Here is a 25,575-nt window from a genome sequence, read left to right as displayed (position 1 = left end):
CTTTAGCAATAGCCCCATTCTTACTTACTCGACAAAAAAACGTCGAAGTTCTTGGGCCACCAGTTCCGGCTTACCACCTTTATTAGTATTACTGACATCGCACGCGGCTCCATGGTCGAGTCCTGGAAATTCAATACGCCTGACACGTGGCAAGACTTCCTCTAGAGCATAAAGGGAAGGTTTTAACCAAGATAGACCTTTGCTCCCGCTTAGCAGTAGCACCTTAGCACTCACGGATCTAAAGCGATCCAGCGTTCCTGTCATTTCAGCGAGCATCAGCCCGTCATAGTGCAACGTCGGAGCGAGCATCCTCATTGTAATATCGCCGTCTTTTGCTTTCTTATCTTCGCTTGCCATCGCCATGTTCGTCAGAGATTCAAGCAACCAGCGGGGCATGACATTGAATATAGGAGGCGCCAACTGCAATCCTTTCATACAAGTAATGAGCGCAGCGGCCACCTTACCTTGAGCGATCTCCTGGTCAAAACGCGTAAGCCAGGCCGTCTGTTCTGAACCGTTCATCAAGAGCGCCGGCTCATAAAGAGCGATTTTTTCAATAACCGGTAGGCTGAGTGCTGCTTGGAGTGCGATCAGACCGCCTGCGCTAACCCCAAAGATATTGCGTGCGTCTGTTTCGGTTAGGAGTGCCTCCAGATCTTCAACTTCCATCTGTATGCTATAATCTTTACCGAATGGGCCACTAAGACCACGACCACGCCGGTCTGGTACATAGACTGTGAAAATATCAGCCAACCCATTTGCAAGCTGTATGAAGTTTTGGGACGATACATTTGAACCGTGTACCAACACTACACCCGGGCCATTACCAAATTGGCGATAGCCGATTCGAGTGCCATCCTTGGAGACTACGGAACCAGTTTTTTGATGCTCTGACGTGGATGCATTTTCGTTCGTCATATGAAACTCCTCCTCAAATTGCCCTCGATTTTATAAGCTTTAATTGCTAATCTTTACTGTTTAGCAGCTATGCTGTTTCACGCAACCACTCCAAGTTCCAGAAGAGTGTATTCGGTATGGATGCATTGGTTCTTCCATAAAAAGTGCAAGAATTGCTAAGGCAAGGGGAGAGCGTTGGGGTTTATTTTTTTTCTTATACATAGTTATGATATTACTAGGCTTCAGATTCAAAAAAGTTCGGCGCATAGGATTAAAATCTTATGATAGAATGGCATATCCGGAACCACGGCCGAGGCATTATGATTTATTGGCACGTTGAGAAGAACTTGACATGCATCTACTCGTAGCTCAAATCATGCTCCTCAACATATTTGAAGACATAAAAAAATTCTGCAGGAAACGAGAAGATATCGTCGCATGCAGAATTTCATTTTTTTCGATAGTTAAGGATCCTCAAATTGTTCAGCTTATTATTCATCAATTCATTTGAGGGAGTGTTTAGTATTTCGCAAATTTCCATTAGGGTTTTAATGGATGGTGAATAAATCCCACGCTCAAGTTTCGAAATGCTTTGCTTACTCATATTAAGTATTACAACAGTCGCAGAAAGGGTACCTTGTCTCTAACTTTTTTTGTATAAGAAATATTTTGGGGATATAAAAACTAGGGGACCAAATATGGACCCCTAGTTTTTCCCTATAAGACATTGTTTCCCTTTACTCTATCGCACTGGAACACCGTAGGCTTGCATTTACTACCACTTGATGCACTTTGCCATTATCAACAAGTTGCAAGTACGATTGATTTTTTACTTCTTTACCGTCAACTACCCATGTTAGTGGAACTCCTTGATTTTTTCCACAGCAGACTTCAATCGAATAGGTTGAATTTCCATATCTATAGTCGAGGCTGAAAGAATTCCATTCAATGGGAACGCAAGGATGAATATATAGTCGATTGCCACAGCGCTTGATACCCAATACATACTCCAATCCTGCTTGGTACATCCAGCCAGCCGCTCCCGTATACCAAGACCAACCAGCCTGACCTTGATGGGGACTTGCTGTGTATACATCTGCCGACATCACGTAAGGTTCATTTCCATAAGTCCTGACATCGCGTGAAGTTTCTGTGTGTGAAATTGGATTTAGCATGGAGAACAGTTCAAAGGCTTTATCACGCCGTTCTAACATCGCCCAGGCGACAATTCCCCAAATGACACCGTGAGTATATTGTCCTCCATTTTCTCGAATTCCAGGTGGATAGCCTTGGATATATCCTGGGCTCGGCCGAGTTTTATCAAACGGTTTTGTCAACAAGTGGGCAAGTTTCAAATCTCGATCAACAAGCTCACGGTCAAATGAACGCATCGCCCGCTCCTGTCGGTCAACAGATGTCCCATTTGATATAATTGCCCAGGATTGAGCGATGGCGTCGATTCGACATTCCTTGTTCTCCATCGAACCAAGCCATGTTCCAGCATCAGTGAACGCACGACGAAACCAAGCACCGTCCCAAGCAAATTCATTCATGTTCTTTTCCAATTTTGTAGAGGTCTGTTCAAATAGTTCGAGCATATCTTTAGAAATGATCTCATCCCCAAGTCTAATAAACCTCTTTAAGATATCTAGCAGGAACCAGCCTAGCCAAACACTCTCGCCACGTCCCTTTGAACCGATACGACTCATCCCGTCATTCCAGTCACCAATTCCCATAAGTGGAAGACCATGTTCACCAAACTTCAAAGCATGGCGAATGGCTCGTAGGCAATGTTCCAACAGTGATCCCTTCTCATCAGACACCACTGTATCTTCATACCGTTCCAATTCTCCCTCTTTGAGAATATCACTGGACAAGAATGAAACTACCTGTTTGAGAATATCAAGATCTTCTGTCAGTTCTAAATAGCGAGATACAGCATATGGAAGCCATAGTAAATCATCTGAAAAATGGGTCCGTATTCCTTTGTGCGTTTCTTCGTGCCACCAATGTTGGACATCGCCCTCCTGATATTGATGAGCCGCATTAATGAGTAGTTGATTTCTCACAATGGACGGGTCAACATGTAAGAACGCCAGTGAGTCCTGCAATTGATCACGAAAACCAAATGCACCTCCGGCCTGATAAAAAGCAGTTCGGGCCCATAATCGGCAAGATAGTGATTGATACAAGAGCCATCCGTTCATCATCACATCCATTTTCCGGTCAGGTGTCTTCACTTGCACTTGACCAAGAATGTGCTCCCAATTGTTTGTCACGATTTCAAGTGTCTTTTCGTATGCTGAAGGTTGACCATATTGTTGAACAAGAGAGAATACATCCTGTTTTGAAGCAGCACAGCCTAGTAAGATGTTTAATGCGATCTCACTTTTTGCTGGGATTTCGATCACGATTTGAACCGCCCCGCATGAATTGGAAAAAGTACCTGTTTGCCTAGATAGTTTCTCCTCTAAAATTGCAGCAGGATACTCTAATGTACCGCCATGACCGATAAACTCTGTACGATTACCGGTCCAAGAATATGGTTGAAGCGATTTCGGCATAGGATCCGGATGTGTAATATGCAAAAAGCCGACAGCATCACGAAACCTTTCTTGGTATGTGTTCCGAGCAAGCAGTGTGCTATGTTCTTTATCCCATTCGGTTATGATGAAAGGTGCTTGAGCCTCACGTAAAACGCCAAGAACCCACTCAGCGTAATACGTAATTGATATCCTCTTTAATTCTTCACTAGTATTGCATAGTTGGAGACGAATGAGTTTTAACGGATCATGTAACGGAACGGTTGTCTCCATAGTGGATAAAATATCTCCATCCTGTTGTTCAATTCGACTATATCCCCATCCATGTGTTACCGTATACGTTCGATTACCGCCTGCTGGTTTGGGCGCGGCCGACCAAACTTGATTCTTGTCGAGGTCGCGCAAGTAGAGGCATTCTCCAGGCTGGTCAAGAACTGGATCGTTCGTCCAAGGCGTAACCTTACATTCCCGTGAGTTCCGCCACCAGCTATAACCGGTTCCTAATTCAGTAAGGATGCAGCCAAATCTTGGATTGGCAAGGACATTACTCCATGGCCTCGGCAAATATGCTCCTCTTTTTACATGAATTTGATACGCGGATCCATCCTCGATAAAACTGCCCCAACCATTGAAAAATTCACCTTTTGCTCCCATACTAGACGGTTGCTGCTCCCAATGGCCTTCTTGATTTGACACTGTCCTCTGCTGTACGGGCTTTATTTCATCTTCAACGATGCGCAATTGTGCTCGTAAGCTTGGTCCTCCGGCACGGAGTAAGACACGTGCAACGGCAATGAGAAGGGTTCGTTCATCCTCTGACAATTGAGATGCCTTTAATCCAACAATCCGTCTCATGTTGCTAATCCCCCGTATAGCGAGGTTCTCACGCAAACGGTTCATGAACTGATCCTGATAGCCCCCGATAGTTTCATCGAGTATCACTAGGTCAACCGCCAACCCCATCGTACATAAGTATTGGTGTTGACTGACTAAAAGAATAACGAACGGAATATCTGCTTCATTCTTGACGGAAATTAAGACAATTGGCGCGTCACCGCTAATTCCAAGCGGCCATAAGGAAGATTGTCCTAAAGCATTTTGTGAAATTGCATCCTGGCGAAGCTGTGTGAGTGGCGGAGTAAAAAGGAGCCTTCCCGCCAAAAGATTTGCTTCTAAGGCTTGTTTCGAAGTTAGATGCAGTTGCCTAAGATCGATTTGGGATCGTACCCATGCCAAATGGAAGGTTCGATCTGCTTGCTTTGGATCACCTAGTCGTTGAACAATTTCAAGCGCCTGTTCACGGCTTTCAGCGACACCTGTTACCAGATAAATCGTAGCGGACTCTTTCGGTGCCAATTGAATACAACGGCGCATGGTAAACGCAGGATCCACAACTGAACCAGTTGATCCACGCAAGCGTGAGAATATCGCTTTTGGTACTTGGAGTGTATTTCCACGTCCAATAAATTCTGCCCGATCTGTTTCAAACTCATAGTCACCTTTCTCACATCCATCGACAAAGATTGTGTGCACTGCCCACGTCTCATCCTCTTCTTCCTCACGCGGACGACGCTTTGCCAACAAACATTTTGCCTTTATATCGTGACTCGTTTCGATGAATAACTTGTTGAAAGCGGGGTGGGCAGTGTCTGCGGATTGGTTTGCTAACGCTAACTCTAGGAACGACGTTACTTCTAATGTACGATCTTCACTGCTGTTGTTGACCACCTGAAGACGTCGTACCTCAGCGTCAACTTCGGAAGAAATAGTCACTTCAAGTTTGGATGAAATGTCATCATAAGTTCCTTCATAGGCTGTTTTATCAATACGAAACAGAGTTTTCGTGTCGATCGCAGCTTCACAAGGGAACCTTGTTGTACTCCATGTTTTTTCAGAAGTGGCATCATGGATGTAAACAATCGGACCCGATGTACCTAAAACAGGGTCTTCCCGCCAGCGTGTGACTGCCAACCCGTTCCATGTAAGCATACCTGTTCCATCATTCGTATTTACACTGGTTATACGACCGTTTGACAGCACGTTAACTTCCGGAACGAGAGTTGGCCCGGTAAACGTCCGTTCCGTCTCATCTGACTTATGATCAAATTCCAGAGTCTTTGCATCGATCCCCAGTGGATCTTTAATCAGGGCAGGTTTTGCTGGTACCCGTTCCTGTAGAAGTAAATCGGTTGCACATACACGTGGGTCAGTATGGAATCGATTCACCATAATTTCATCTTTCAACAAATTGACAAGAGTTAACATGCTCATGCCTTGATGGTGAGCCATAAAACTCTGTATTACTTGGTGATTTTTCCCCTTAGGCATTCTAGCTTTAGTAAAATCAACTGCTTCATAAAACCCGTACTCGCCTTTCGCACCATAGTCGATAAATCTCTGGAGTGCTTTAATTCCAGCTTCACCGGCATATGGAAGAGCCATGATCGTAGCATATGGTGCTAAAACCAAATTCCTTTCGAGGCCTCGTTCAAGTCCAAGTCCTGGAACACCAAAGGCCCGATATTGATAGTTCAATTGATAGTCGAATGCGTAATAGCCACTTTCTGAAATACCAAACGGAAGCTGATGTTTGTCTGCATATTCTCGCTGTCGGTGAATGGCTCCTCGATAAGTAGAGTCCCAGATTGTGTTTCGATATGTCCGCATGATCAGTCTCGGCATCAAATATTCAAACATCGTACCCGACCAAGATAATAACGTCTTGCATTTACCAAAAATCGTCATGGTACGTGCTAGTGTAAACCAGTGAGAAACCGGAATTTGTCCAAGTGCAATTGCGACAAAGCTCGCCTGTCTTGCTTCCGAAGCTAGTAAATCATAAAGGATCGTATCTTTTTGGTTTGTATCGACGTGATAGCCAAGACAGAAAAGGTCCTCATTTGTGTTATACAGAGACTTGAAATCAGTCTGTTCAATAAACTGATCAATTTCTTTCATTATTTTTTCGATTTGAGAATAGAAATGTACCTCTTTTTGTTTCCATTCTTGTAGTCCCTGCCGAACGACCATCAGATACGCAACAAAGTTACCAGAATCAACTGTGGAAACGTATCGAGGTAAAAGAGGCTCTGTTGAACAGGTATCATACCAGTTCAAGAGATGCCCGTTCCATTTTTCCATACCAGCAAGTGTTTTCATCGTTGCTTCGATTCGACTGATCATTTCAGGAGTATCGATGAAATCGAGATCGCGCGCAGCGATAACACAAGATAAATATAATCCAATATTGGTCGGTGACGTTCGGTGTGCAATGACCTCCTTTGGATGATACTGTACGTTATCTGGCGGCAGCCAAGATTCATCTTGAGTAACATATTTATCATAAAATGACCAAATCTGCCTCGCTAGTTCCTTGAGATCAGAGCGTGCACTATTCAACCATATACGGGGTTCTGTTCTTGGCGGTTTGTTTAATTGCTGTATAATGGTCCGTGCCAAAAGCCACATGACCAATGCGATCATTCCAATTGCACGATCGAAAATCCCTCCGACTAGCCATGCCAGAATGACAAATAGTGCAATTACTACGTATCCAGCAGGTTCATACATAAACACTCGCCTTTTTTCAGGACTGCTATCCGTCTTTGCAAATGTGACCCATTCCAGTAAATTGCGCCGGCTAATAAACAGGCGATAAAGTGTGCGTAAAATAGCATCTACTGCAAGAACAGCCGTAAATGGTAATGTGATCAGTTGAACTGCACTCTGCAAAAAATATATACCCATACTGCAACCGCTTCCGTTTCTAATCACACATTGAACAAGTGTAAAAAAAAATGGAAGAAAAATGGTGAGTAGAACAATCGTTTCCCATACCCATACTCGACCAGGCAAAACCTTCAATCCTAACAAAGCTATTAATAAAAGAATGGGGGGAAGGAGGCTACGGCGCAAGTTATCAATTATTTGCCAACGGGTCAGACCACATAAATCAATTCGCCTTGGCACACCATAACGGTCTTTGCACGTTTTTCCTAACCACTTGATAAGCTGCCAATCTCCACGAATCCATCGGTGGGCACGTCGCTCGTACGCATAAAATGTGCTTGGATACGACTCGACTACTTCAATGTCAGAAGTTAACCCTGTGCGAAGATATCCCCCTTCAAGTAAATCGTGACTTAGGACATGATGATCCGGGATACGGTTCACCAATGTTTTCCGAAAGGCCTCAACGTCGAAGATCCCTTTACCCACAAAGACCGCATGACCAAATAGGTCTTGGTATGCATTGGAAACGGCAAAGGAATAGGGGTCGATACCAGGTTCTCCAGCCCAAAGTGAAGCGAAGTTTGATTTTTGGGTGGACTCAAAGTTCACGCCAATACGTGGCTGCAGGATTCCATACCCTTCTAACACGCGAGTTTCCTCTTTATTAAACCGTGGTCGGTTGTATGGATAATGAATCGTTCCAGCCATACGGCTTACGACACCTATCGGTAGTTGTGTATCTTGATCGACGGTAAATACATAACGAATCTTCTGCAGAAAATCTTTTTTTCCATGAATCGTGGTAAAGCTGGTATTTTCTTTACCTGATAAAAGCTCCACAAATTCCACTATTTTTCCACGCTTACGCTCCCAGCCCATGTAAATTTTGTCAACGGGATTATAAAGACGAGATCTGTGAAATAGGAAAAATTTATCATCTCCATATTCCTCACTCAAGGCATCGATTCGTTTGATCGCATGTGTCACCAGATCTTTATCATTTGATTGAGTCTCGGTCGACGCGTCTGTAAAGTCTGCCAATACACCAAAATAAATATTATTTTGCCGATTAGCCAAATAGTGAATCAACAGTCGATTGACCACCTCATCGACTTCCTCCGTACTTGACCAAATCACTGGAATAACCACCATTGTACCAGCATCTTCCGGTAATTCTTCGGAAAAATCGTACCGGAGAAGAGGAGTAGGGTGGCAGAATCGACAGATACCTTTATGCACAATCGTTATAACCCATTCACTGATTGGTAAAAAAAGAGCGGCTATAATCGCAATCCAAGCTACAGGCTGAATGGCTGTTCCAGATGTTATCCATGCCCCCGACAGAAACATTAATCCAACAAATAGTAAAATTGAGCTCGACCAATACAAGAATGACGGCTGGCGCCGAATGGCTATGTGTGGCAAATTGCGTGGTCGAGTTACAGTTAAGAGTGCTGTACGCATGTCCATGATTCCTTGAGGATCGAGTAAATAATAAGCCACGCATGCCTTTCGAGGCAGGACATCGGCTTTGTCTGAGTCTTCTCTATTGGAATTAGCGAGCGATAAGATCGTCTCGGCTACTAATGTTTCTGGAATATTTAGTTGGGTGGCTATCTCTGCAACACGTCCACGAAGTAAGTCACGGCTTGCTAAATCCAAACCTTCATAATCACTAATTGTGTCAGATAGAAGGATTTGTTCTATATGAGAAATTTTTGTAAACGTTAAACGCCAGGGCTGGCGCTCTAAAATATGCAAACTTTGCACTAAGTTTCCGCAAGTCACCTGAAGCTCCGCTTGAAGTTGATGCTCCAACGAAACGATCTGCTCTAGGCTGGATTCATTGATCTCTACATAGGTCGCTAGCCAGTCACGAACGATTCGAATATCAGGCTCCATTTCACTTAAGTGTCGGACAAAATGGACAATCTCGATTGGACCAAATGGTTTTTTATTGGCAATTTGATCCAATAAAATCCGTATTTTGTCGTCTGACAAATTCTTTGCACCAATTCGTTCAAATAAGGATGAAATAGAATCACATACCTCGTGTCGATATCGGACGTCATGCATCACTTTGGCTAGCCGACGAATAATGTTCACTCGCATGGCATTAGGTAGAGCCCAGCACTCAATATCTTTAAGTACAGAAACTTCTTGGTATGCTTTTATGTAGTTTTCAAATGAGTGAACGTCATAATGACCGTCCACATGCTCCAGATAATCTTCGCACAGGGCATATATTCTTGGCACCCCGCTAGTTCTTAATCTTGGTAGCTTTTGAAGAGTAGCTCTAGGCAAATTACGAATAACCGCTTGCGATTGTGTCTCCATAAAATTGATGTGGTCAAGCAACCAATCTTCTGCAGGCTGCTTACACTGTACTTTATGGTTACTTAAACGTTCCGCAAAGGCATGCAAACTAGCCATATCTTTCCGAAACTTTGACCAGGAATGAGCGGTTAGGGAGTTGGTTACATATATTTCATGAGTCAGAGCAAACTCATGCCCTCTTGCTCTTAATTTTTCATTATTGAGAATCATAAGGTCCTCCTAAGAATCATTAAAGGAATATCTCCCAATTGAAAATATCCCCTAAACAACTTCTTAATATTCAAGGAACCCTTTATAACATATTCTTTGAAAAAGATTTTTTGTTGTAATTGCCCTTTAAGGGAAAGTTAGCAAAGAAGAAACAAAAAAATTTCAGTTATCCTCTAAAAAGCATGGATTCAAGACAAAACCGAAAAAATTGGTAATGAATTCGTTGACTCTCCCCTTAGGGGAGGCTTTACATTATGTTTTATAAGGTATTTTTTAAGGAGTAGAGCAATATGCAAAAACAAAACATGACCTTAGCTATCGTATTGACGAATCTATTCATTGCCTTTTTAGGAATTGGCCTTGTTATTCCAGTTACACCCAAAATTATGGATGAGTTAAATTTATCTGGATCAGTTGTCGGCTATATGGTGGCTGCTTTTGCTGTCACACAATTAATTGTGTCTCCAATTGCAGGCCGTTGGGTAGACCGATTTGGGCGAAAAAGGATGATCGTTATTGGTCTAATAATTTTTAGTTTTTCGGAGTTTTTATTCGGAATCGGAAAAACAGTTGAGGTTCTTTTTATTTCTCGAATGCTTGGCGGAGTAAGTGCAGCATTCATGATGCCGGCTGTAACAGCAGTTATTGCAGATATTACAACGGCTAATACACGTGCAAAAGCGCTTGGATATATGTCGGCAGCGATATCAACAGGTTATATTATTGGGCCTGGCATTGGAGGTTTTTTAGCAGAGTATGGTTCTCGCTTACCGTTCTACAGTGCAGCAGTCGTAGCATTATTCGCAGCCGTTTTATCTATTATTGCACTTCGTGAGCCAGAACGAAATCCTGAAAATGAAGAAGTAAAAGGGCAAAAAACAGGGATTAAACGTATTTTTGCACCTCAGTATTTTATATCCTTCATGATTATTTTAATTACACAGTTGGGTTTGGCAGCCTTTGAATCGTTATTTGCTCTATTTGTCGATCATAAATTTGGCTTTTCATCGAAAGACATTGCCATCATAATATCAGGCGGAGGCATTGTAGGGGCGATTGTTCAAGTTGCATTATTCGATCACTTTACTAAATGGATAGGTGAAATTCGTTTAATTCGTTATAGCCTCATTCTCTCGACGATCCTTGTATTTTTAGTAACAACCGTGAACTCATACTTTACGATTTTACTTGTTACAACAACAGTATTTCTCGGATTTGATTTAATGCGACCTGCTGTGACAACGTATTTATCCAAAATTGCCGGCAATGAACAAGGATTTGTTGGCGGTATGAATTCAATGTTTACAAGTATCGGTAATGTAATTGGACCAATTATTGGCGGGACTTTATTCGATATCAATTTAAACTATCCGTTTTATTTTGCAACAGTCTTATTATCAGTCGGTATTGGGTTAACCCTTGCTTGGAAAGAGCCATCATATCGCACAGCTTAAGTAATCAAAAGCGTATTCTTTGTTTACTAAAAAGAATACGCTTCTTTATCATTCTCGAAAGAAGACTCCCTCTTCAATCGTGTGAAGGGCGCAGCCTAACGATAAGGGGAGATGAATTTCGATTGGCGTTAGCCAAAACTTTCCATCACGTGGTATAATAAGAACAAATGTTCTTTGTGAAGCGAGGTGGAATTCGTGTTAGTTCATAAAGCCTATAAGTTTCGCCTATATCCCAACAAGAAGCAGATTGAACTCATTAATAAAACCATAGGTTGTTCACGTTTTGTATTCAATTTTTTTCTCGGCAAACAAAAAGAAAGAGATGCCTACTGGTATATTGTCGAAGAAATGAAACAGAATGGTCAACTTACATCTAATAATTGGAAAGGTCAATATTTAAACAAATACGAAACAATCAAATCCCTTCCCGAACTAAAAAAACATTACCCTTTTTTAAAAGAAGTAGACAGTATTGCTTTGCAAAAATCGGTAGAAAATCTTAGTGATTCCTATGTTCGCTATTACAAAAAACAGAATCAACAGCCTCGTTTTAAATCAAAAAAGAATAAAGTTCAATCCTATACGACAAAGTATACAAATAACAACATCGCTGTATTCGATCAACATATTAAACTACCTAAGCTTGGTCTTGTCCGTTTTGCTAAAAGTCGTGAGGTGGAAGGTCGTATACTAAGTGCAACCATTAGACGTAATCCTTCGGGGAAATATTTTGTTTCTTTAGCGACTGAAACAGAAGTAGCAGCATTACCTAAAACCAATTCGGCTATTGGAGTTGATGTTGGCTTAAAAGACTTTGTCATTCTTTCTAATGGAACCATCTATTCTAATCCAAAGTTTTTCCGCACCTTAGAGGGAAAATTAGCCAAAGCACAACAGATGATGAGCAGACGTACAATAGGTGGATCTAATTGGTACAAAGCCAAAAGGAAAGTTGCACGTATCTATGAAAAGATTGCGAATGCAAGAAAAGACTACTTGGACAAAATCTCCACCGAGATTGTCAAAAACCACGACGTAATCGGCATGGAAGATTTGTCCGTTTCAAATATGATGAAAAACCATCATCTTGCCAAAGCCATCAGTGAAGTATCATGGTCACAATTCAAAAGCATGATGGAATACAAGGCGAAATGGTACGGTAAACAAGTAGTAACCGTTGCAAAAAACTTTGCAAGCAGTCAACTTTGTTCCTGTTGTGGCTATCAAAACAAAGACGTTAAAAATCTCGGTTTACGTGAATGGGAATGCCCTAAGTGTCATACCCATCATAATCGAGATATTAATGCAGGAATCAATCTTAAAAATGAAGCCGTAAAACTTCTAACCGCAGGGACTGCGGGGATCGCCTAATCAATAACTGGTGGATACACTGGTGTTCTTAGGAATCTCCCACTTCAAACAACCCTTAAGGGTGTTAAGTGGTGAGTAGTTCAATATACTTAGAGTAAGGAAGTGATAGAAATGAAGGAAAAGCTTTACACAATCGGGGAAGTCTCAAAACTAGTGAATATCTCGATTAAGGCCCTACGTTATTACGATAAAATCAACTTATTTAAACCTGCTTATATCGATCCGGATACTCACTATCGTTATTATAAAGACTCCCAAATTTACCTTCTAGATCTCATTAAATCACTTAAATATATTGGGACACCATTAGAAGAAATGAAAAAGGTACAAGGACTAAATAGAGATGATTTCTACACCTTTTTAACGGAACAAGAAAAAAATGTGAGGGAAAAAATAGATTCTTTAATAGAAATCGAACAAATTATTGCGAATGCTAAAAAGGGATTGCAAAGGCAGAAGGAATATCCTCCGCTTGATGAAGTGTTTCTTTCGTATGAAGAAGAAATACAAATAATACAGACAAAGGCAAAAGGGATTGATCCGATAAATATTTTAAATGCTTCTTACAGTAAATTAAAGAAATTTGCTGCCTCGACAGAAGGATTTAGAAACAATGGTTATGGTGCCATTTTCTCATATCAGCCTTATACACATATTGATGATGTTACGTATCGATATTTATTTACACCTGTTTTATCAAATAAACAGATTTTATTACGTATGCAAGATACGGAAGTCGCAAAAATTCCACAAGGTAGATATGTATGTATTACCTTTAACAGCTTATCAACAGAAGATTATTTTTTAAGTTTACAAAAACTCATTAGTTATGTTGAGCTCCATCAATTAACGGTTATCGGCGATATATATGAATCTTTAATACACATTCATAATTCTCCTAATCAACAAGAAGAAGAATTTCTGATTGAAATGAGAATAAGAATGACAGAATCAACGAATACAAAGGAAAGTTGAAGGTAACCAATACATGAAAGCGTACATATCATTTTTTAGTACAATAATGAAAATTAATTTTGAAGGCTGAAAAGGTAATAGAAGCAAGTTCTAACTTTTTTGTCACGATAAAAAAACTTATTACAATGTATTGACAGAAAACTTAAAATCTTTTATGATATTTTTGATTGAATCATTCGTTCAAAATTAAAAATAAGGGGTGGATAGATATTTCTGGTAGGGGAGACGCGACTTCATTTACTCATTCAACGGTAATATCAAAGGATGGTACGGTCATTGGCTACAAAAGTACTGGTCGGGGACCAGGTGTAATTGTCCTTCATGGAGCGCTTAGCAGCTCTGATGATTTAACACATTTTGCACAAGAATTAGCAGACTCTTTTACTGTTCATGTGATCGATCGACGAGGACGAGGGATAAGCGGACCACAAGGAAACGAGTATTCCATTCGCAAAGAATGCGAAGATCTTACAGCTGTGCAAGAAGCAACAGGAGCTACCTATTTATTCGGTCATAGCTTTGGAGGGCTTGTTGCCTTGGAAACAGCAAGAATGAACAACTTATTTACGAAAATAGCCCTTTATGAGCCCGGTGTTTCCATCAATGGGTCCATACCAACAACTTGGTTTCCTAAATATGAGAAAGCACTAAATAAGAATGACACCTACGGCGCTTTTGCTTTTTTTGTAAGAGCTTTTAGTCCAGTAAACTCAATGAAACTGGTACCTATTTGGTATTTGAAGCTAATCCTTCGAATAATGCTACGTAAAGATCATTGGAAGCACATGGAAAGATTATTACCAGAATCCCTGAATGAACACAAAGAAGTAGGTCGTCTGGACTCCACCTTCAGTCATTACAGCGCTATTGAGGCAGATACGCTATTAATTGAAGGCGGGAAAAATCCAGAGTCTATGGGAAGCACGATGAGAGTGCTGGATCAGACCATCCCTAACACCAAGACGCTAGTACTCCCGAAATTAAGCCACCTTGCTCCAAATAATCGAAATTCACCTGAAGTGGTGGGACAGCAAGTAAAGCAGCATTTTTTAAGTTAAGTTTCTACAAAGCAAAGGAGTAAGCAACCAATGTCGCCTTTAAATAAAGAACAATTGAACCAGATTCGAGATGAAAGAAAAGAACAGATCATGAGAGCAGCCCTTAAGGTCTTTGCTCAGTGGGGGATCGTCGGGACAAAAATCAGCATGATCGCCGCGGAGGCGGGCGTAAGTCAAGGGCTATTCTACCACTATTTCAAGTCGAAAGATGAGGCTTTTATTGCACTTGTGAAGGAAGCGATGGAAATATCCTATACTTCTACTAAAAGTCTTCAAAGTATCCCAATTTCTCCGCTTGAGAAAATTAGATTTTTGACTGAGGCCATTCTTGAGGAAGAGAGCAAGTATTATTACTTGTTAATTTATCAGGCGCGATCCTCGGAAGGGGTGCCAGATGAAGTGAAAGAGCTTTTTACCCAATACTCCATGAAGGCTTATGTAGATTTATTGATGCCTCTATTTGCGGAAGGTCAACAAGCAGGCGAGATCGTGGCGGGCGATTTAGAGGAATTGATCTCGAGCTATTTAACGATTCTTTCAGGAGTCATGGTTATGAATGCAAGGGAGAGCAGTGACTATCGGATTCCAGAAGTCGACATGGTCATGCGGCTTGTCACCAAGTAAATTCATACGGACAGAGAGACATTTATTGGAACAGTATGCATATGAATTTGTATAGCCGCAACATTTCCGGAATTTTCGCAGCAGAAAAAATTGACGTTGAATAATTGCCAATGACCCTGGTCATATCTTGCCATTTGAAGAATTTTAAATAAAATAGAAGGTTACTTTTAATTAGGGTAGGAGTGAATATCAATTATGAAACAAAAGATGCGCGTCCTTATTTCTGGTGCGAGCATTGCTGGGCCGGCACTAGCTTACTGGCTTCATCGCTACGGCTTTGATGTGACTGTAGTAGAACGTGCGCCCGCATTGCGACGAGGTGGATATGGTGTTGATATCCGTGGTGTAGCCATTACGGTGCTTAAGCAGATGGGGATTCTCGATCAAGTTCGTGAAGCTGACACACGCATGACTGGTGTTTACTTCGTGAACAGTAAAGGCAAAATCCAAGGTCAAATAAGTGAAGCGAGTATGGGAAACCAACATGGGCTGGACATCGAGATTATGCGCGAGGACCTTTGTAATATTTTGTACGACTTGACTAAGGATACAATCGAATATATTTGGGACGATTCGATTACCGCTATACATGAGACTGAAGCAGGTGCAGAAGTCCAATTTACTCGTAGCAAGCCGCAGACATTCGATCTGATCATTGGTGCTGACGGGCTCCATTCCAATGTGCGCAACTTAATTTTTGGTGACACTGAACAATTTAAACGTTCTCTTGGCTGTTATATCTCGATTTTTACCCTCGAGAATTACCTTAACATCGACCACAGCTCGCTGATGTATACGATGCCAGGCAAAACTGTAGGTATGTATAGTGCTCGAGATAATACTGAAGCAAAGGGTATGTTCGTGTTCAAATCAGAGGCACTGAAGTATGATCGCTATGATGTGGAAGCCCAAAAGAAACTTGTACAAAATGCTTTCCAAGGTGATAGGGGTTGGGAAACTTCGAATCTTCTCAAAACCATGAAAGAAGCGACAGACTTCTATTTTGATGAGATTTGTCAGATTCACATGTCGACATGGTCAAAAGGGCGGATTACATTGGTAGGTGATGCGGCATATGGACCATCACCTCTTTCGGGTCAAGGCTCTAGCCTGGCACTTGTCGGTGCTTATGTACTAGCTGGTGAACTGAAAGCTGCGCAAGGCAATTACGACCGTGCCTTTGTTTCCTACGAAAAAGAGATGAGAAAATTTGTTGAGGAAAATCAAAAAATAGGGCTAGTAGCTGCTGGGGGCATGATTGAAAGCTCAAAATCAAAAATCTTGCTGCGTAATTTAATGTTGCGTTTACCGATTCTAATGGGCGCAATGTTTAAGATGATTACGAAAATGATAGTAAAAGCTTCCAATGGGATTGCACTGGAAGATTATTGATAATTTGTAATAAGTTTGATCAAAAGAAGCTGACTAAAAAGGTGATTAATTATGGACCTTTTGATTCAGCTTTTTGATTTACTTGTAAAAATTGATAAACAGGATTATTGGTGACTGATTTTAGAGGACCATTCCAGAATGGCACATAAAAGTTAAAAACGGCACAAATATTTATAAAATGGCACATAAAATCGAAAAACGGCACATATATTTGAAAAACGGAACATAAAAATCAAAAATGGCACATATCTGTTTTTTTCGAGGTGGAAATCCAAAAAATGAGTCTCAGAATTTATAATCGGACCTCTTTTCAACGGTAAAAATGGGTACTCGGGATCAAATTGCACATAAAAGTTAAAAACGGCACATATATTTAAAAAATGGCACATAAAATCGTAAAAACGGCACATATATTGGAAAAACGGCACATATCCGTTTTTTAATCCTATTAAATATTATAAGAGCATGTTTTGAGCAATCTTTTTTCAAAACATGCTCTTTTTGTTATTTCTACCTTTATCACGGTTAAAATCTCTTTAAATGTAATTTCATGTTCATATTCCGTTCATATAGCGATTATAAACTAAGCATGTACCAAAGAGACTGGAGGAATTAAGATGAATATCGCTTGGAAAGAAATTAAGAAAAATAAAGTAAGGTTTTTGATTTTAGGTTCAATCATTTTTCTTGTTAGTTTTTTAACATTTATTATATCCGGTTTGGCAAATGGATTATCTCAAGATAATGCTGCATTAATCAAAGATTTACCAAATGGACAATTTTATATGACGAAAGATGCAAACCAAAACTATAATATGTCAAAGATAGATCAAAGTACCCAAGATAAAGTTTTAAATGAACACAAAGATGCTGCAGCATTTTCAATTCAAATGGGATTTTTGAACGATAGTGCTGGTAAGCAACAAAGCGTCGCTTTTGTTACATCGACCGATTCAAGTTTGTTTAAAAATGTTAACAAAGGGGAAATCGTATTAGATAAATCTATGAAAGATAAAGGTATAAAAGTTGGAGATACCTTAACGAATAATCAGTACAATGGCAAGTTTATTGTAAAAGGTTTTGTAGACAATAGTAAATTCAGCCATGCGCCTGTTGCTTATATTAATATGGACGACTACAAAGAAATTTACCGGGTCAATGCAATGCAATTGATGTTCGTACCGGGTGGAGATTCAACACATTACACTGGCTTACAATCATTTTCGAAGAATGAGTTCCTTAATACAATTGCGAGTTATAAAGCAGAACAAATGTCTCTCAATATGATTATTTGGTTTTTAGTTGCTATTAGCGGAATGTTGTTTGCTATCTTTTTCTACATGATGAACGTTCAAAAGATTGGTTTATACGGGATTCTCAAAGCCATCGGGGTAAAAACAAGTGCCTTGTTTAAAATGATGTGGACACAAATGCTGTTTATAACAGTTATTGCTCTTTCCATATCAATTGTACTCAGTCAAGGTTTTAATATGATTGCACCTAAAGGAATGCCTTTTAGTTTAACCGCTGGAACAACAGTACAATTGTCAATCGTCTTCTTAATTATCGGATTTATTGGAGCTACGCTATCAGGAATGCAAATTAAAAAAGTGGAACCATTACAAGCAATACAACAAGGAGAGGTTTAATATGGCAATATTTACAATAGATGATGTTAGAAAAACGTTTACTAATGGTGAAGTGAAGGAAGAAATACTAAAAGGAATTAATCTTTCCCTTAGAGAAGGAGAAATAACAGCATTAGTGGGTGCATCAGGATCTGGTAAAAGTACCCTCCTTACAATAGCAGCAGGACTTCAACCCGCATCAGATGGGCAAGTAATGTTCGAAGGAACAAATATGACTAATATGAGTCCAGAACAAGTACGGAAAATACGAGCAAGTAAATTTGGTTTCGTCTTTCAATTTGCACATCTTGTTCCTTTTCTCACAGTAGAAGAGCAACTAATGCTAATGTTGGATGTATCTGAAGCTAAACTAAAGAAACAAGAACAAAAAAATGAAATTGACAAAATACTAAAATTAGTTGAAATGGACCATCGGAAAAATGCTTATCCATCTTCATTATCTGGCGGGGAAAAGCAGCGGGTTGCAATTGCTCGTGCAATTATCCATAAACCAAAAGTTCTCTTTGCGGATGAGCCAACTGCAAGTTTAGATTCAAAAAGGTCTAAAGATGTTATGATGTTAATCCGAAATTTAACTAAAACGCTAAACATTACTACCTTAATGGTTACACATGATGAAGAAATGCTTTCTTATGTTGACTCTATCATTAAAATGAGTGATGGACAGATTTTGCAAAGTGCAGTTTAAATTCTATAGATATAGACAAGTATTAATCCCTTACAAAAAAACAAATTGTTAAAATAGAAAGGCTGGCTCAAAATAGTCGTTATTTAACGGCTTTTTGTGTCAGCCTCTATTTCTATTTTATTCTTTTAATTTAATTTGAATTTTTTAATCTCTTGTTCTAACTGTTGTGATGATTCTTTTAATCCATTTGAATGTTGAATATAGACTTTCATGGTGCCTGAAATTTGTTCTGCAGATGCGGAAACTTCTTCAGTCGCCGCTGCCGTTTCTTGAGAGACGGCGGTAATGCTATCCATTTCTCCACTGATTCTATCCTTGTTGGATTTACTATCTTTGACCGAACCTTCTACCGTTTCTATTCCTTTGGCTAATTCATTGATAGCGGATAAAATATCGGTAAAAATAGCTTCGGTTTCCTTTACAGCTACATCTTGATGACTAACGGCCTCATTGGTTCTTTCCATCGCTTCTACTGCCTTTTTCACAACCGCTTGAATGTTTGATACGATTTTCTTGATTTCAATGACTGATTCTTTCGATTGGTCGGATAAACTGCGTATTTCCCTTGCTACTACCGCAAAACCCAAACCGTACTCTTTTGCTTTGGCAGATTCTATGGAGGCATTGAGTGATAATAGATTTGTGCGATCTGTTATATTGGTTATGACTTCAACAATGGCATTAATTTTTGCCATTCGTTCTTCAACATCTTTCACAATAACGGAAACTTCATTTGTTGAAGACTTGGTTTCCGACGCTTTTTCCGTTAGGATATGAACTTTCTCTAAACCATTATTACTTAATGCCATAGAACGTTGTGATGCGTTATTTATATCTTCTGTTATGGCTGAGATTTCGTCTAATTGTTGAGATAGTTCTCTCATTTGTTCCGCACTTACATAAACGTTCTCAGCTTGTAACGTTGCCCCTTTTGATATTTCACTAATAGAAATAGCTACTTCAGATAAGGCTGAATTTGCTTCCCTTGTCATCATATCTAAGTTAGAGGACGTTTCTCTAACTACGTTCGAGGTTTGATCTACTTTTTGAAGAGCAGATGATAATTGCTCCATCATTTTATTAAAGCTCTGTTCTAATTCCTTAAATTCATCTTGTGTATTAACAGCTACTCTTACTGTAAAATCTCCTTTTGAAGCTGTTTCAATTGCATTTTTAACAGAAATAATATTCTTTGACATACGCTTACCCAAAAGATATGCACATATTGCAGATAATAGAGCAAAGATTCCTGTTAAAATCCATCCAATATTTCGAATTTGATTTGACCCTTTTTGAATTTCGGCAGCATCTAAGGTTGATATAAATTTCCAACCTGTGAGTTTATTAGTAGAGAAAGCAGAAAACTTATCAACACCATTCACCGTGTATTCCTTGTACCCTGTCGATTTATCATTCATAGAGTTCCATAGAGAAAGTTTCGTAAGGGACTTGGAACCAACCTGACTATCGTCAGGATTGGAGATATAGCTTCCATCTTTGCCAACGATGGACATATATCCTTTTTCGCCTATGGTAATATTATTGATAGCTTTTGAAAATTGACCAATATCTAAGTCAATGGCAGCAACTCCGACCAATTGATGATCTTTATCCAATACAGCCTGCGATAACGTTAAAGTTATTTGGTTTGTTCCTGCATCACGATAAGGTTCTGTGATGAATACTTTTCCGTTGTTTTGTACTGCTCCCTTATACCAATCACGAGTGGTAGGATCATAACCGGCTGGTACGTTATCTGGAGCCGATACCGTTTCTTTTTTTGTAGAAGAAAAATAAACACTGAAGTATTCATTATCTGACTTTAATGTTCCATTCAACAATGCCAAGCCGTATTGCGCATTCATGGGGTTCTGGTAATATTCTGTAAAATTGATATTGTTAACAAGCAAATTTAATTGGCTTTCAACCCCTTGCAATTTATAAGTTAATCCTTCGTTGGCTTGTTCTGTTGCTTGAAGAGTAGACTGAGACAATCCATCATATACAACCTTTTGTGCCACTACATTTGAAATAATGGATAAAGAAATCGTTGGCACTAACGCCACGGCTGTCATTCCAGCAATCAACTTCATTTTTACACTGTTCCATTTGAATCTTGATGTACGCTTCATTTCTTGTTCCATCTTTTTCCTCCTCCTGTATCTAAGTAATAGCCTTGTTAGATTGGAAAACTGATAATTATAGTCAATGATACTTGTAGTAAAAACTGCATTATCGTTGTTAACTTTGGTTGATTATTATTTCAAAATAATAAAGATAAGACCTATATTTAATCGGATTTTTTTCGAAAATGTTTAGAAATAAATAAAAAAGACCCTGTCATTTCAGGCGTCTCTTGTTAAAATCTCCTTCTCTCAGTAACAAATTTGGTCCTAAATAAAAAAAGGATGTCCCAGAAAGTTATACCTTTGGGACATCCTTTTTGATTTATTGGTTAACCATAGGATAATGGAAAAAAGAACTTTTAGTTGCCAGCAGGTGAAGGAGCATGGCTTGCAGGCTGCTTTTCAACTTCATCCGGTGTTAAGACTTTTTTGTCACCCGGATATGGTTTATCATATCCCTTTGTCGCGTACCAAGTTACATGGTTCATCATATTCGCGTTCACAACGTCTGGCTTTGAGGCTGGTCCACCGAAATCATCCTTATGCTTTTCGGACCAGGAATCCCAATCATTTTGCATCTGCTGCGCTGCAGGTGTGACTGCAGTTGTCGCTGCAGGTGCTGCTGCAGATGTCGTTGCAGTCGCTGCTGCCTGTGGTGCTGGCTGCCCGTTCATCCAATTTAGTGGTATTTGATTTGCAGCCAAATTATACGGAGTAAAATCCGGTTGGTCGGTAAAGATCTCGCTCATCGGATCAGCCGCAGCATCGTTCTGATTCATAGCCGGTAACCCAAGTATTTGTTCCATACTTCTTATCATATCAGCAGTGGTCCAGTAGTGGCTATCAGTTACCCCTCTTTTTACCCACGGACTAATGACAAATGCTGGTTCACGGTGACCATCTACGTGATCTACACCAGCTTGAGCATCATCTTCGGTAACGTAAATGATTGAGTCTTTCCAGTACGGACTGTGTGAGATGGCGTCTACAATCTTTCCGACAGCCTGATCATTGTCTGCTACCATTGCCTGCGGTGTTGGGTACCCTTTGGAAGTTCCAGCAGTATGGTCGTTAGGTAACCACATGGTAATGAGTTGTGGTAAATTATCGTTCTTTACATAATCATTAAACTTGTCCAAGAAGATTTGAGCCCGGTACACATCAGGAATTGATTGGGTGTTGGTAGGAAACGGCTTGTACAAGATAGAATTCACCGCTGGAATATCACTTTTTGCTTGATAATCCCCAACAGGCACATGAAGCGAACCTTGCTGTTGCCCCGACAAGATCAAGTAATCGTTATACCAAGAAGTCCAGTTGCCAAATGGCTCAGGACCACTAAAACTAGTTGCATTTTCTCCGAAGACAGCAGCCGATACATTATGTGCTACGGCGTTATCCCAAATATGTCCGGTTGGTGCATAGGCCATAGGGTCGCTTTGGTTCCCTCCTGGGTAGCTACGCTGGTTGCCTGATCCTGATTCTTTCTCCTCATAGTCAGGGAGGGTTGCTTGTGTAACCCATTGATGCCCAGCAGCTGACTGAACGCCACTTGTGTAGACGTTGTCCAACAACGGGAAGGTATTTGCTAACTGATGGAAGTTTGGTGTAACGCTCTGACCAAACTGAGTCAAAGTTGGATCGGCGTTGCCTTTACCAAGGTCTCCGAGTACCTGATCATACGTACGATTTTCTTTGATGATGTAAAACACGTGTTTGATGGTGGAAGGCTCACCGATTCTCTCTGGCATTGCCACAGGTTTCTTATTGTTGCGTGGCTTTGCGTTTCGGTTTTTCAACCCGAACCAGTCGTTATTGGTGTAAACTTGGTCCGTCATTTTAACGAGATCATCGTTCGAAGGGAACGGAATCATCGACATAGAGCCGATTTGAGCAAAAACTGAATGATTTTTATCCGTGTTTCCAACCGAGCCTACTCCATTCAAGTTAGTGACAAGAAGTTGATTGTTAACAGTATCAATGGCAATATCATCAGGGAAAGAAGCAGTCGGTACAAGTCCCTTCAAGCGAGGTTCTTTTTCCGGTCCGTTCCAGTCATATACAGCGAGGGCGTTATCTCGTCCCAGGCTTACTACTAATTGATTCCCGTTAATCATTTTAACAGCGTTCGGTGCAGAGCCCTTCGGTGCGTTCGGGTATGGTTTGATATCAATCGTTTGAACAACATCATTGGTTTGTGTGTCGATAACCGACACCGTGTCACTGTTTGTGTTTGTTACAAAGAGATACTTTCCAGAGAGCGTCATTCTCTCTGGTTGAATCCCAACAGGGATTGTCTTCGTAACGGTATTTGTGGTGAGATCAACCACCGATACGGTTCCGGTAGATGAAGTACCCAATTTAGGGTCTACTACAATCGGCGTACCAGAGGACTTTATGGTGAAGTCATCAGAATTAGCTGTTCTACCAGCTTGATTTGTCACATATGCCGTATTCCCATTAACCACCACACTAGTAGGAGCGTTTCCTACAGGTATTTTGGTAGAAAGTTTTCCCGACTGCAGGTCAATGACACCAAGACTATTGTCTCGATTGAGAGCCACAAGGAGCGTCTTTCCGTCAGGCGCAGCAGCTAAGTCTTGCGGGTTACTAGTACCCCCCACACTAGCTGATGGTAGTGTTAAAGTCGATGCCACTGTAGGAATTCCGTCATCAGCCACTGACATAGTGACAATTTTCCCTGAACTTTTACCTGATGCATAGAGTGTTTTACCATCAGGAGAATAAGCTAGTCCCCATCCATTACCAATACCCAGGTTGACATTCGTGGCTATCGCCTTTCCGGTTGTCAGATCTACAATGTTAAGCCCATTTCCATTGTAACCTCCTACTAAGACTGCAGCAGTCTTTCCATTTGGATTAACGGCAACGGAAGTTGGTTCCCCGTGAAATTCAAGTTGCTTCCCGGCTGGTGTAAGCAAATGATTGTCAGCAGTCATAACTGAGCCGTTAGGTTGTCGACCGACTAAGGTACTCCCAAATGCACCATCCTTTGCTGCATAAGCACTTACAGAACCAAATAAAACAGTGCTTAATGCAAGTCCAGCAATCATTTTTTTCTTCTTTTTAAATTTGCCCAAATCTTTCACTCCCTTTTCAAGATGCAATCATTTAGGTTAATCCTTTAATAGAATACTAGGAAAAGGTAAAGCCTTTATTATGGTAATGTAAAAAAGTATTAACCTAATTTAAAGTTAAAGTAAATTTGGAATATATGACCAAGATGGGATTTTCTTAATGTAGTCGAGTGTAATGCTTTGAAAAGAATCGGGAAACGTAATGTTGGTACGTTATCTCGGTTCTTTTTTGCGTTCTGAAGCCCGAAAAAGCCTGATAAGCCAAGGATTTGAAGAGGGTTAAGCAGAGGGAAGGATATTTTTTCAATGAAGTATTCAGGGGTTGCACCAATATTTACTATATTTTCACCTAACATAAATATCAAGGGCATGGCAACTATAAGTGCAATCTAAATTAGAAAGAATTTATAAGGTTGATTGTTAAATTCAATTTTAAAGAGCAAGTCGGAATTTTAAAGGACTCTAAAATCTTATAATTAATAACAATAGACTTGGTATAATTTAAATCAAGTCTATTGTTTTTTAGGAAACAGTATGAGGATTTTTCAAATAATAAAAAATGTAATTTTATATTTAGTTTAATTTTACATGGAAGTAATCATAAGCATTTTTCGATAACAAAATAATCGTAACGATGATAAAGAGGATTCGCACAAATTGACTTCCTTTTTTGATAGCAAATTGTGAACCTACAACAGCACCTAAAATTTGAGCAATTCCCATGATAAAACCGTAGACATAATGGATATGCCCCAAATAAATAAACATGATTAGCGCTGCGATATTGCTACCGAAATTTAGAAATTTTGCGATGCCAGCTGCTTTTATAAAATCAAAGCCAACCATTAAAAACGCAAAGATCAAGAAGGAGCCTGTTCCAGGTCCTAAAAAACCATCATAAAAACCGATAGCGAATATTAAAACAATAAATCCAGCTAATTTAGTTATAGACAGTTTTTTATAGGTAGAGATCGTTCCCCAATCTTTCTTAAAAATCGTATAAATGGCTACGGCTGCTAACATACATAACATAAGTGGCTTTAAAATTACTGGGTTAATTAAGTGGACGGTCCAAGCACCTAACATTGAGCCAAAAAAAGCTAAAGGGAAAAAATGATATACAGAGCGTAAATCTAGCTTTCCCGAACGATAGAATGAAAGAGTAGAGGTAAATGATCCCATTGTACCCGCTAACTTATTCGTTGCTACAGCCGCAGCAGGATTTAGTCCTAAAAACATTAAAGCCGGCAATGAAATTAATCCACCTCCACCTACGATCGAATCGATAAAGGCTGCTAAAAATCCAAACAAAGCAAGTATTACAATAATTTCAATATTAATATCCGAAAACATGTTTTCACCCCTCTTAGTTACTACTATAATAGTAACTATAATGTTTTTTGTAAAGAGGTAACACACCG

General features: G+C 40.0%; 14 protein-coding genes and 1 pseudogene. 9 read left to right on the top strand and 6 right to left on the bottom strand.

What is annotated here, in order from left to right; genetic code table 11:
* Nucleotides 1–24: 24 nt before the first annotated feature.
* Nucleotides 25–918, bottom strand: a complete 894-nt coding sequence (locus BN1082_RS25665; RefSeq protein ID WP_090640035.1) for an alpha/beta fold hydrolase — start codon at nt 916–918, stop codon at nt 25–27.
* Nucleotides 919–1,136: 218 nt separating this feature from the next.
* On the opposite strand from BN1082_RS25665, the pseudogene BN1082_RS28445 reads away from it, so the two are divergent.
* Nucleotides 1,137–1,262, top strand: a pseudogene (locus BN1082_RS28445) (Tn3 family transposase); the annotation flags it as partial.
* 83 nt (nt 1,263–1,345) lie between these two features.
* Here the strand turns inward: BN1082_RS28445 and BN1082_RS28990 are convergent.
* Nucleotides 1,346–1,501 (bottom strand): helix-turn-helix domain-containing protein, encoded by a 156-nt coding sequence (locus BN1082_RS28990; protein WP_090640033.1) that lies wholly within the window; start codon nt 1,499–1,501, stop codon nt 1,346–1,348.
* A 133-nt stretch (nt 1,502–1,634) separates the two neighbouring features.
* Nucleotides 1,635–9,719 carry a glycoside hydrolase family 94 protein gene (locus tag BN1082_RS25655; protein WP_090640030.1) on the bottom strand — a complete coding sequence of 2,695 codons (8,085 nt, stop codon included), beginning with the start codon at nt 9,717–9,719 and terminating at the stop codon, nt 1,635–1,637.
* Nucleotides 9,720–10,009: 290 nt separating this feature from the next.
* Between BN1082_RS25655 and BN1082_RS25650 the strand changes: the two genes are divergently transcribed.
* The 8 genes from BN1082_RS25650 to BN1082_RS25615 all read left to right on the top strand — a co-directional run bounded on the left by BN1082_RS25650 (nt 10,010) and on the right by BN1082_RS25615 (nt 18,930).
* Complete coding sequence (locus BN1082_RS25650) at nt 10,010–11,173, top strand: MFS transporter (protein WP_090640027.1); 1,164 nt, start codon at nt 10,010–10,012, stop codon at nt 11,171–11,173.
* Nucleotides 11,174–11,368: 195 nt separating this feature from the next.
* Nucleotides 11,369–12,544, top strand: coding sequence for an IS200/IS605 family element RNA-guided endonuclease TnpB (tnpB, locus tag BN1082_RS25645; RefSeq protein ID WP_090640023.1), 1,176 nt, complete (start codon nt 11,369–11,371; stop codon nt 12,542–12,544).
* Nucleotides 12,545–12,655: 111 nt separating this feature from the next.
* On the top strand, nt 12,656–13,519 hold the full coding sequence (locus tag BN1082_RS25640) for a MerR family transcriptional regulator (RefSeq protein WP_090640020.1): 864 nt from the start codon (nt 12,656–12,658) through the stop codon (nt 13,517–13,519).
* A 167-nt stretch (nt 13,520–13,686) separates the two neighbouring features.
* Nucleotides 13,687–14,577 (top strand): alpha/beta fold hydrolase, encoded by an 891-nt coding sequence (locus BN1082_RS25635; RefSeq protein ID WP_090640017.1) that lies wholly within the window; start codon nt 13,687–13,689, stop codon nt 14,575–14,577.
* Nucleotides 14,578–14,607: 30 nt separating this feature from the next.
* Nucleotides 14,608–15,201 (top strand): TetR/AcrR family transcriptional regulator, encoded by a 594-nt coding sequence (locus tag BN1082_RS25630; RefSeq protein WP_090640015.1) that lies wholly within the window; start codon nt 14,608–14,610, stop codon nt 15,199–15,201.
* Nucleotides 15,202–15,396: 195 nt separating this feature from the next.
* Entirely contained in the window at nt 15,397–16,593 is a 1,197-nt protein-coding gene (locus tag BN1082_RS25625) for an FAD-dependent monooxygenase (protein ID WP_090640012.1), read from the top strand.
* Nucleotides 16,594–17,210: 617 nt separating this feature from the next.
* Entirely contained in the window at nt 17,211–18,242 is a 1,032-nt protein-coding gene (locus BN1082_RS25620) for an ABC transporter permease (RefSeq protein WP_090640010.1), read from the top strand.
* A gap of 1 nt (nt 18,243) precedes the next feature.
* Nucleotides 18,244–18,930, top strand: coding sequence for an ABC transporter ATP-binding protein (locus tag BN1082_RS25615; protein ID WP_090640007.1), 687 nt, complete (start codon nt 18,244–18,246; stop codon nt 18,928–18,930).
* Between the two features lie 125 nt (nt 18,931–19,055).
* Here BN1082_RS25615 and BN1082_RS25610 read toward each other — a convergent pair whose 3' ends face one another.
* From BN1082_RS25610 to BN1082_RS25600, 3 genes are all read right to left on the bottom strand, one after another.
* On the bottom strand, nt 19,056–21,074 hold the full coding sequence (locus tag BN1082_RS25610; RefSeq protein ID WP_090640004.1) for a methyl-accepting chemotaxis protein: 2,019 nt from the start codon (nt 21,072–21,074) through the stop codon (nt 19,056–19,058).
* Nucleotides 21,075–21,415: 341 nt separating this feature from the next.
* On the bottom strand, nt 21,416–24,166 hold the full coding sequence (locus tag BN1082_RS25605; RefSeq protein ID WP_245640568.1) for a bifunctional YncE family protein/alkaline phosphatase family protein: 2,751 nt from the start codon (nt 24,164–24,166) through the stop codon (nt 21,416–21,418).
* 561 nt (nt 24,167–24,727) lie between these two features.
* Nucleotides 24,728–25,507, bottom strand: a complete 780-nt coding sequence (locus tag BN1082_RS25600; protein WP_090640002.1) for a TSUP family transporter — start codon at nt 25,505–25,507, stop codon at nt 24,728–24,730.
* Nucleotides 25,508–25,575 lie beyond the last annotated feature (68 nt).

It is taken from the genome of Neobacillus massiliamazoniensis (assembly GCF_001048695.1).
Lineage (GTDB): Bacteria > Bacillota > Bacilli > Bacillales > Cytobacillaceae > Neobacillus > Neobacillus massiliamazoniensis.
This window is presented reverse-complemented; position numbering and strand designations above follow the sequence as displayed.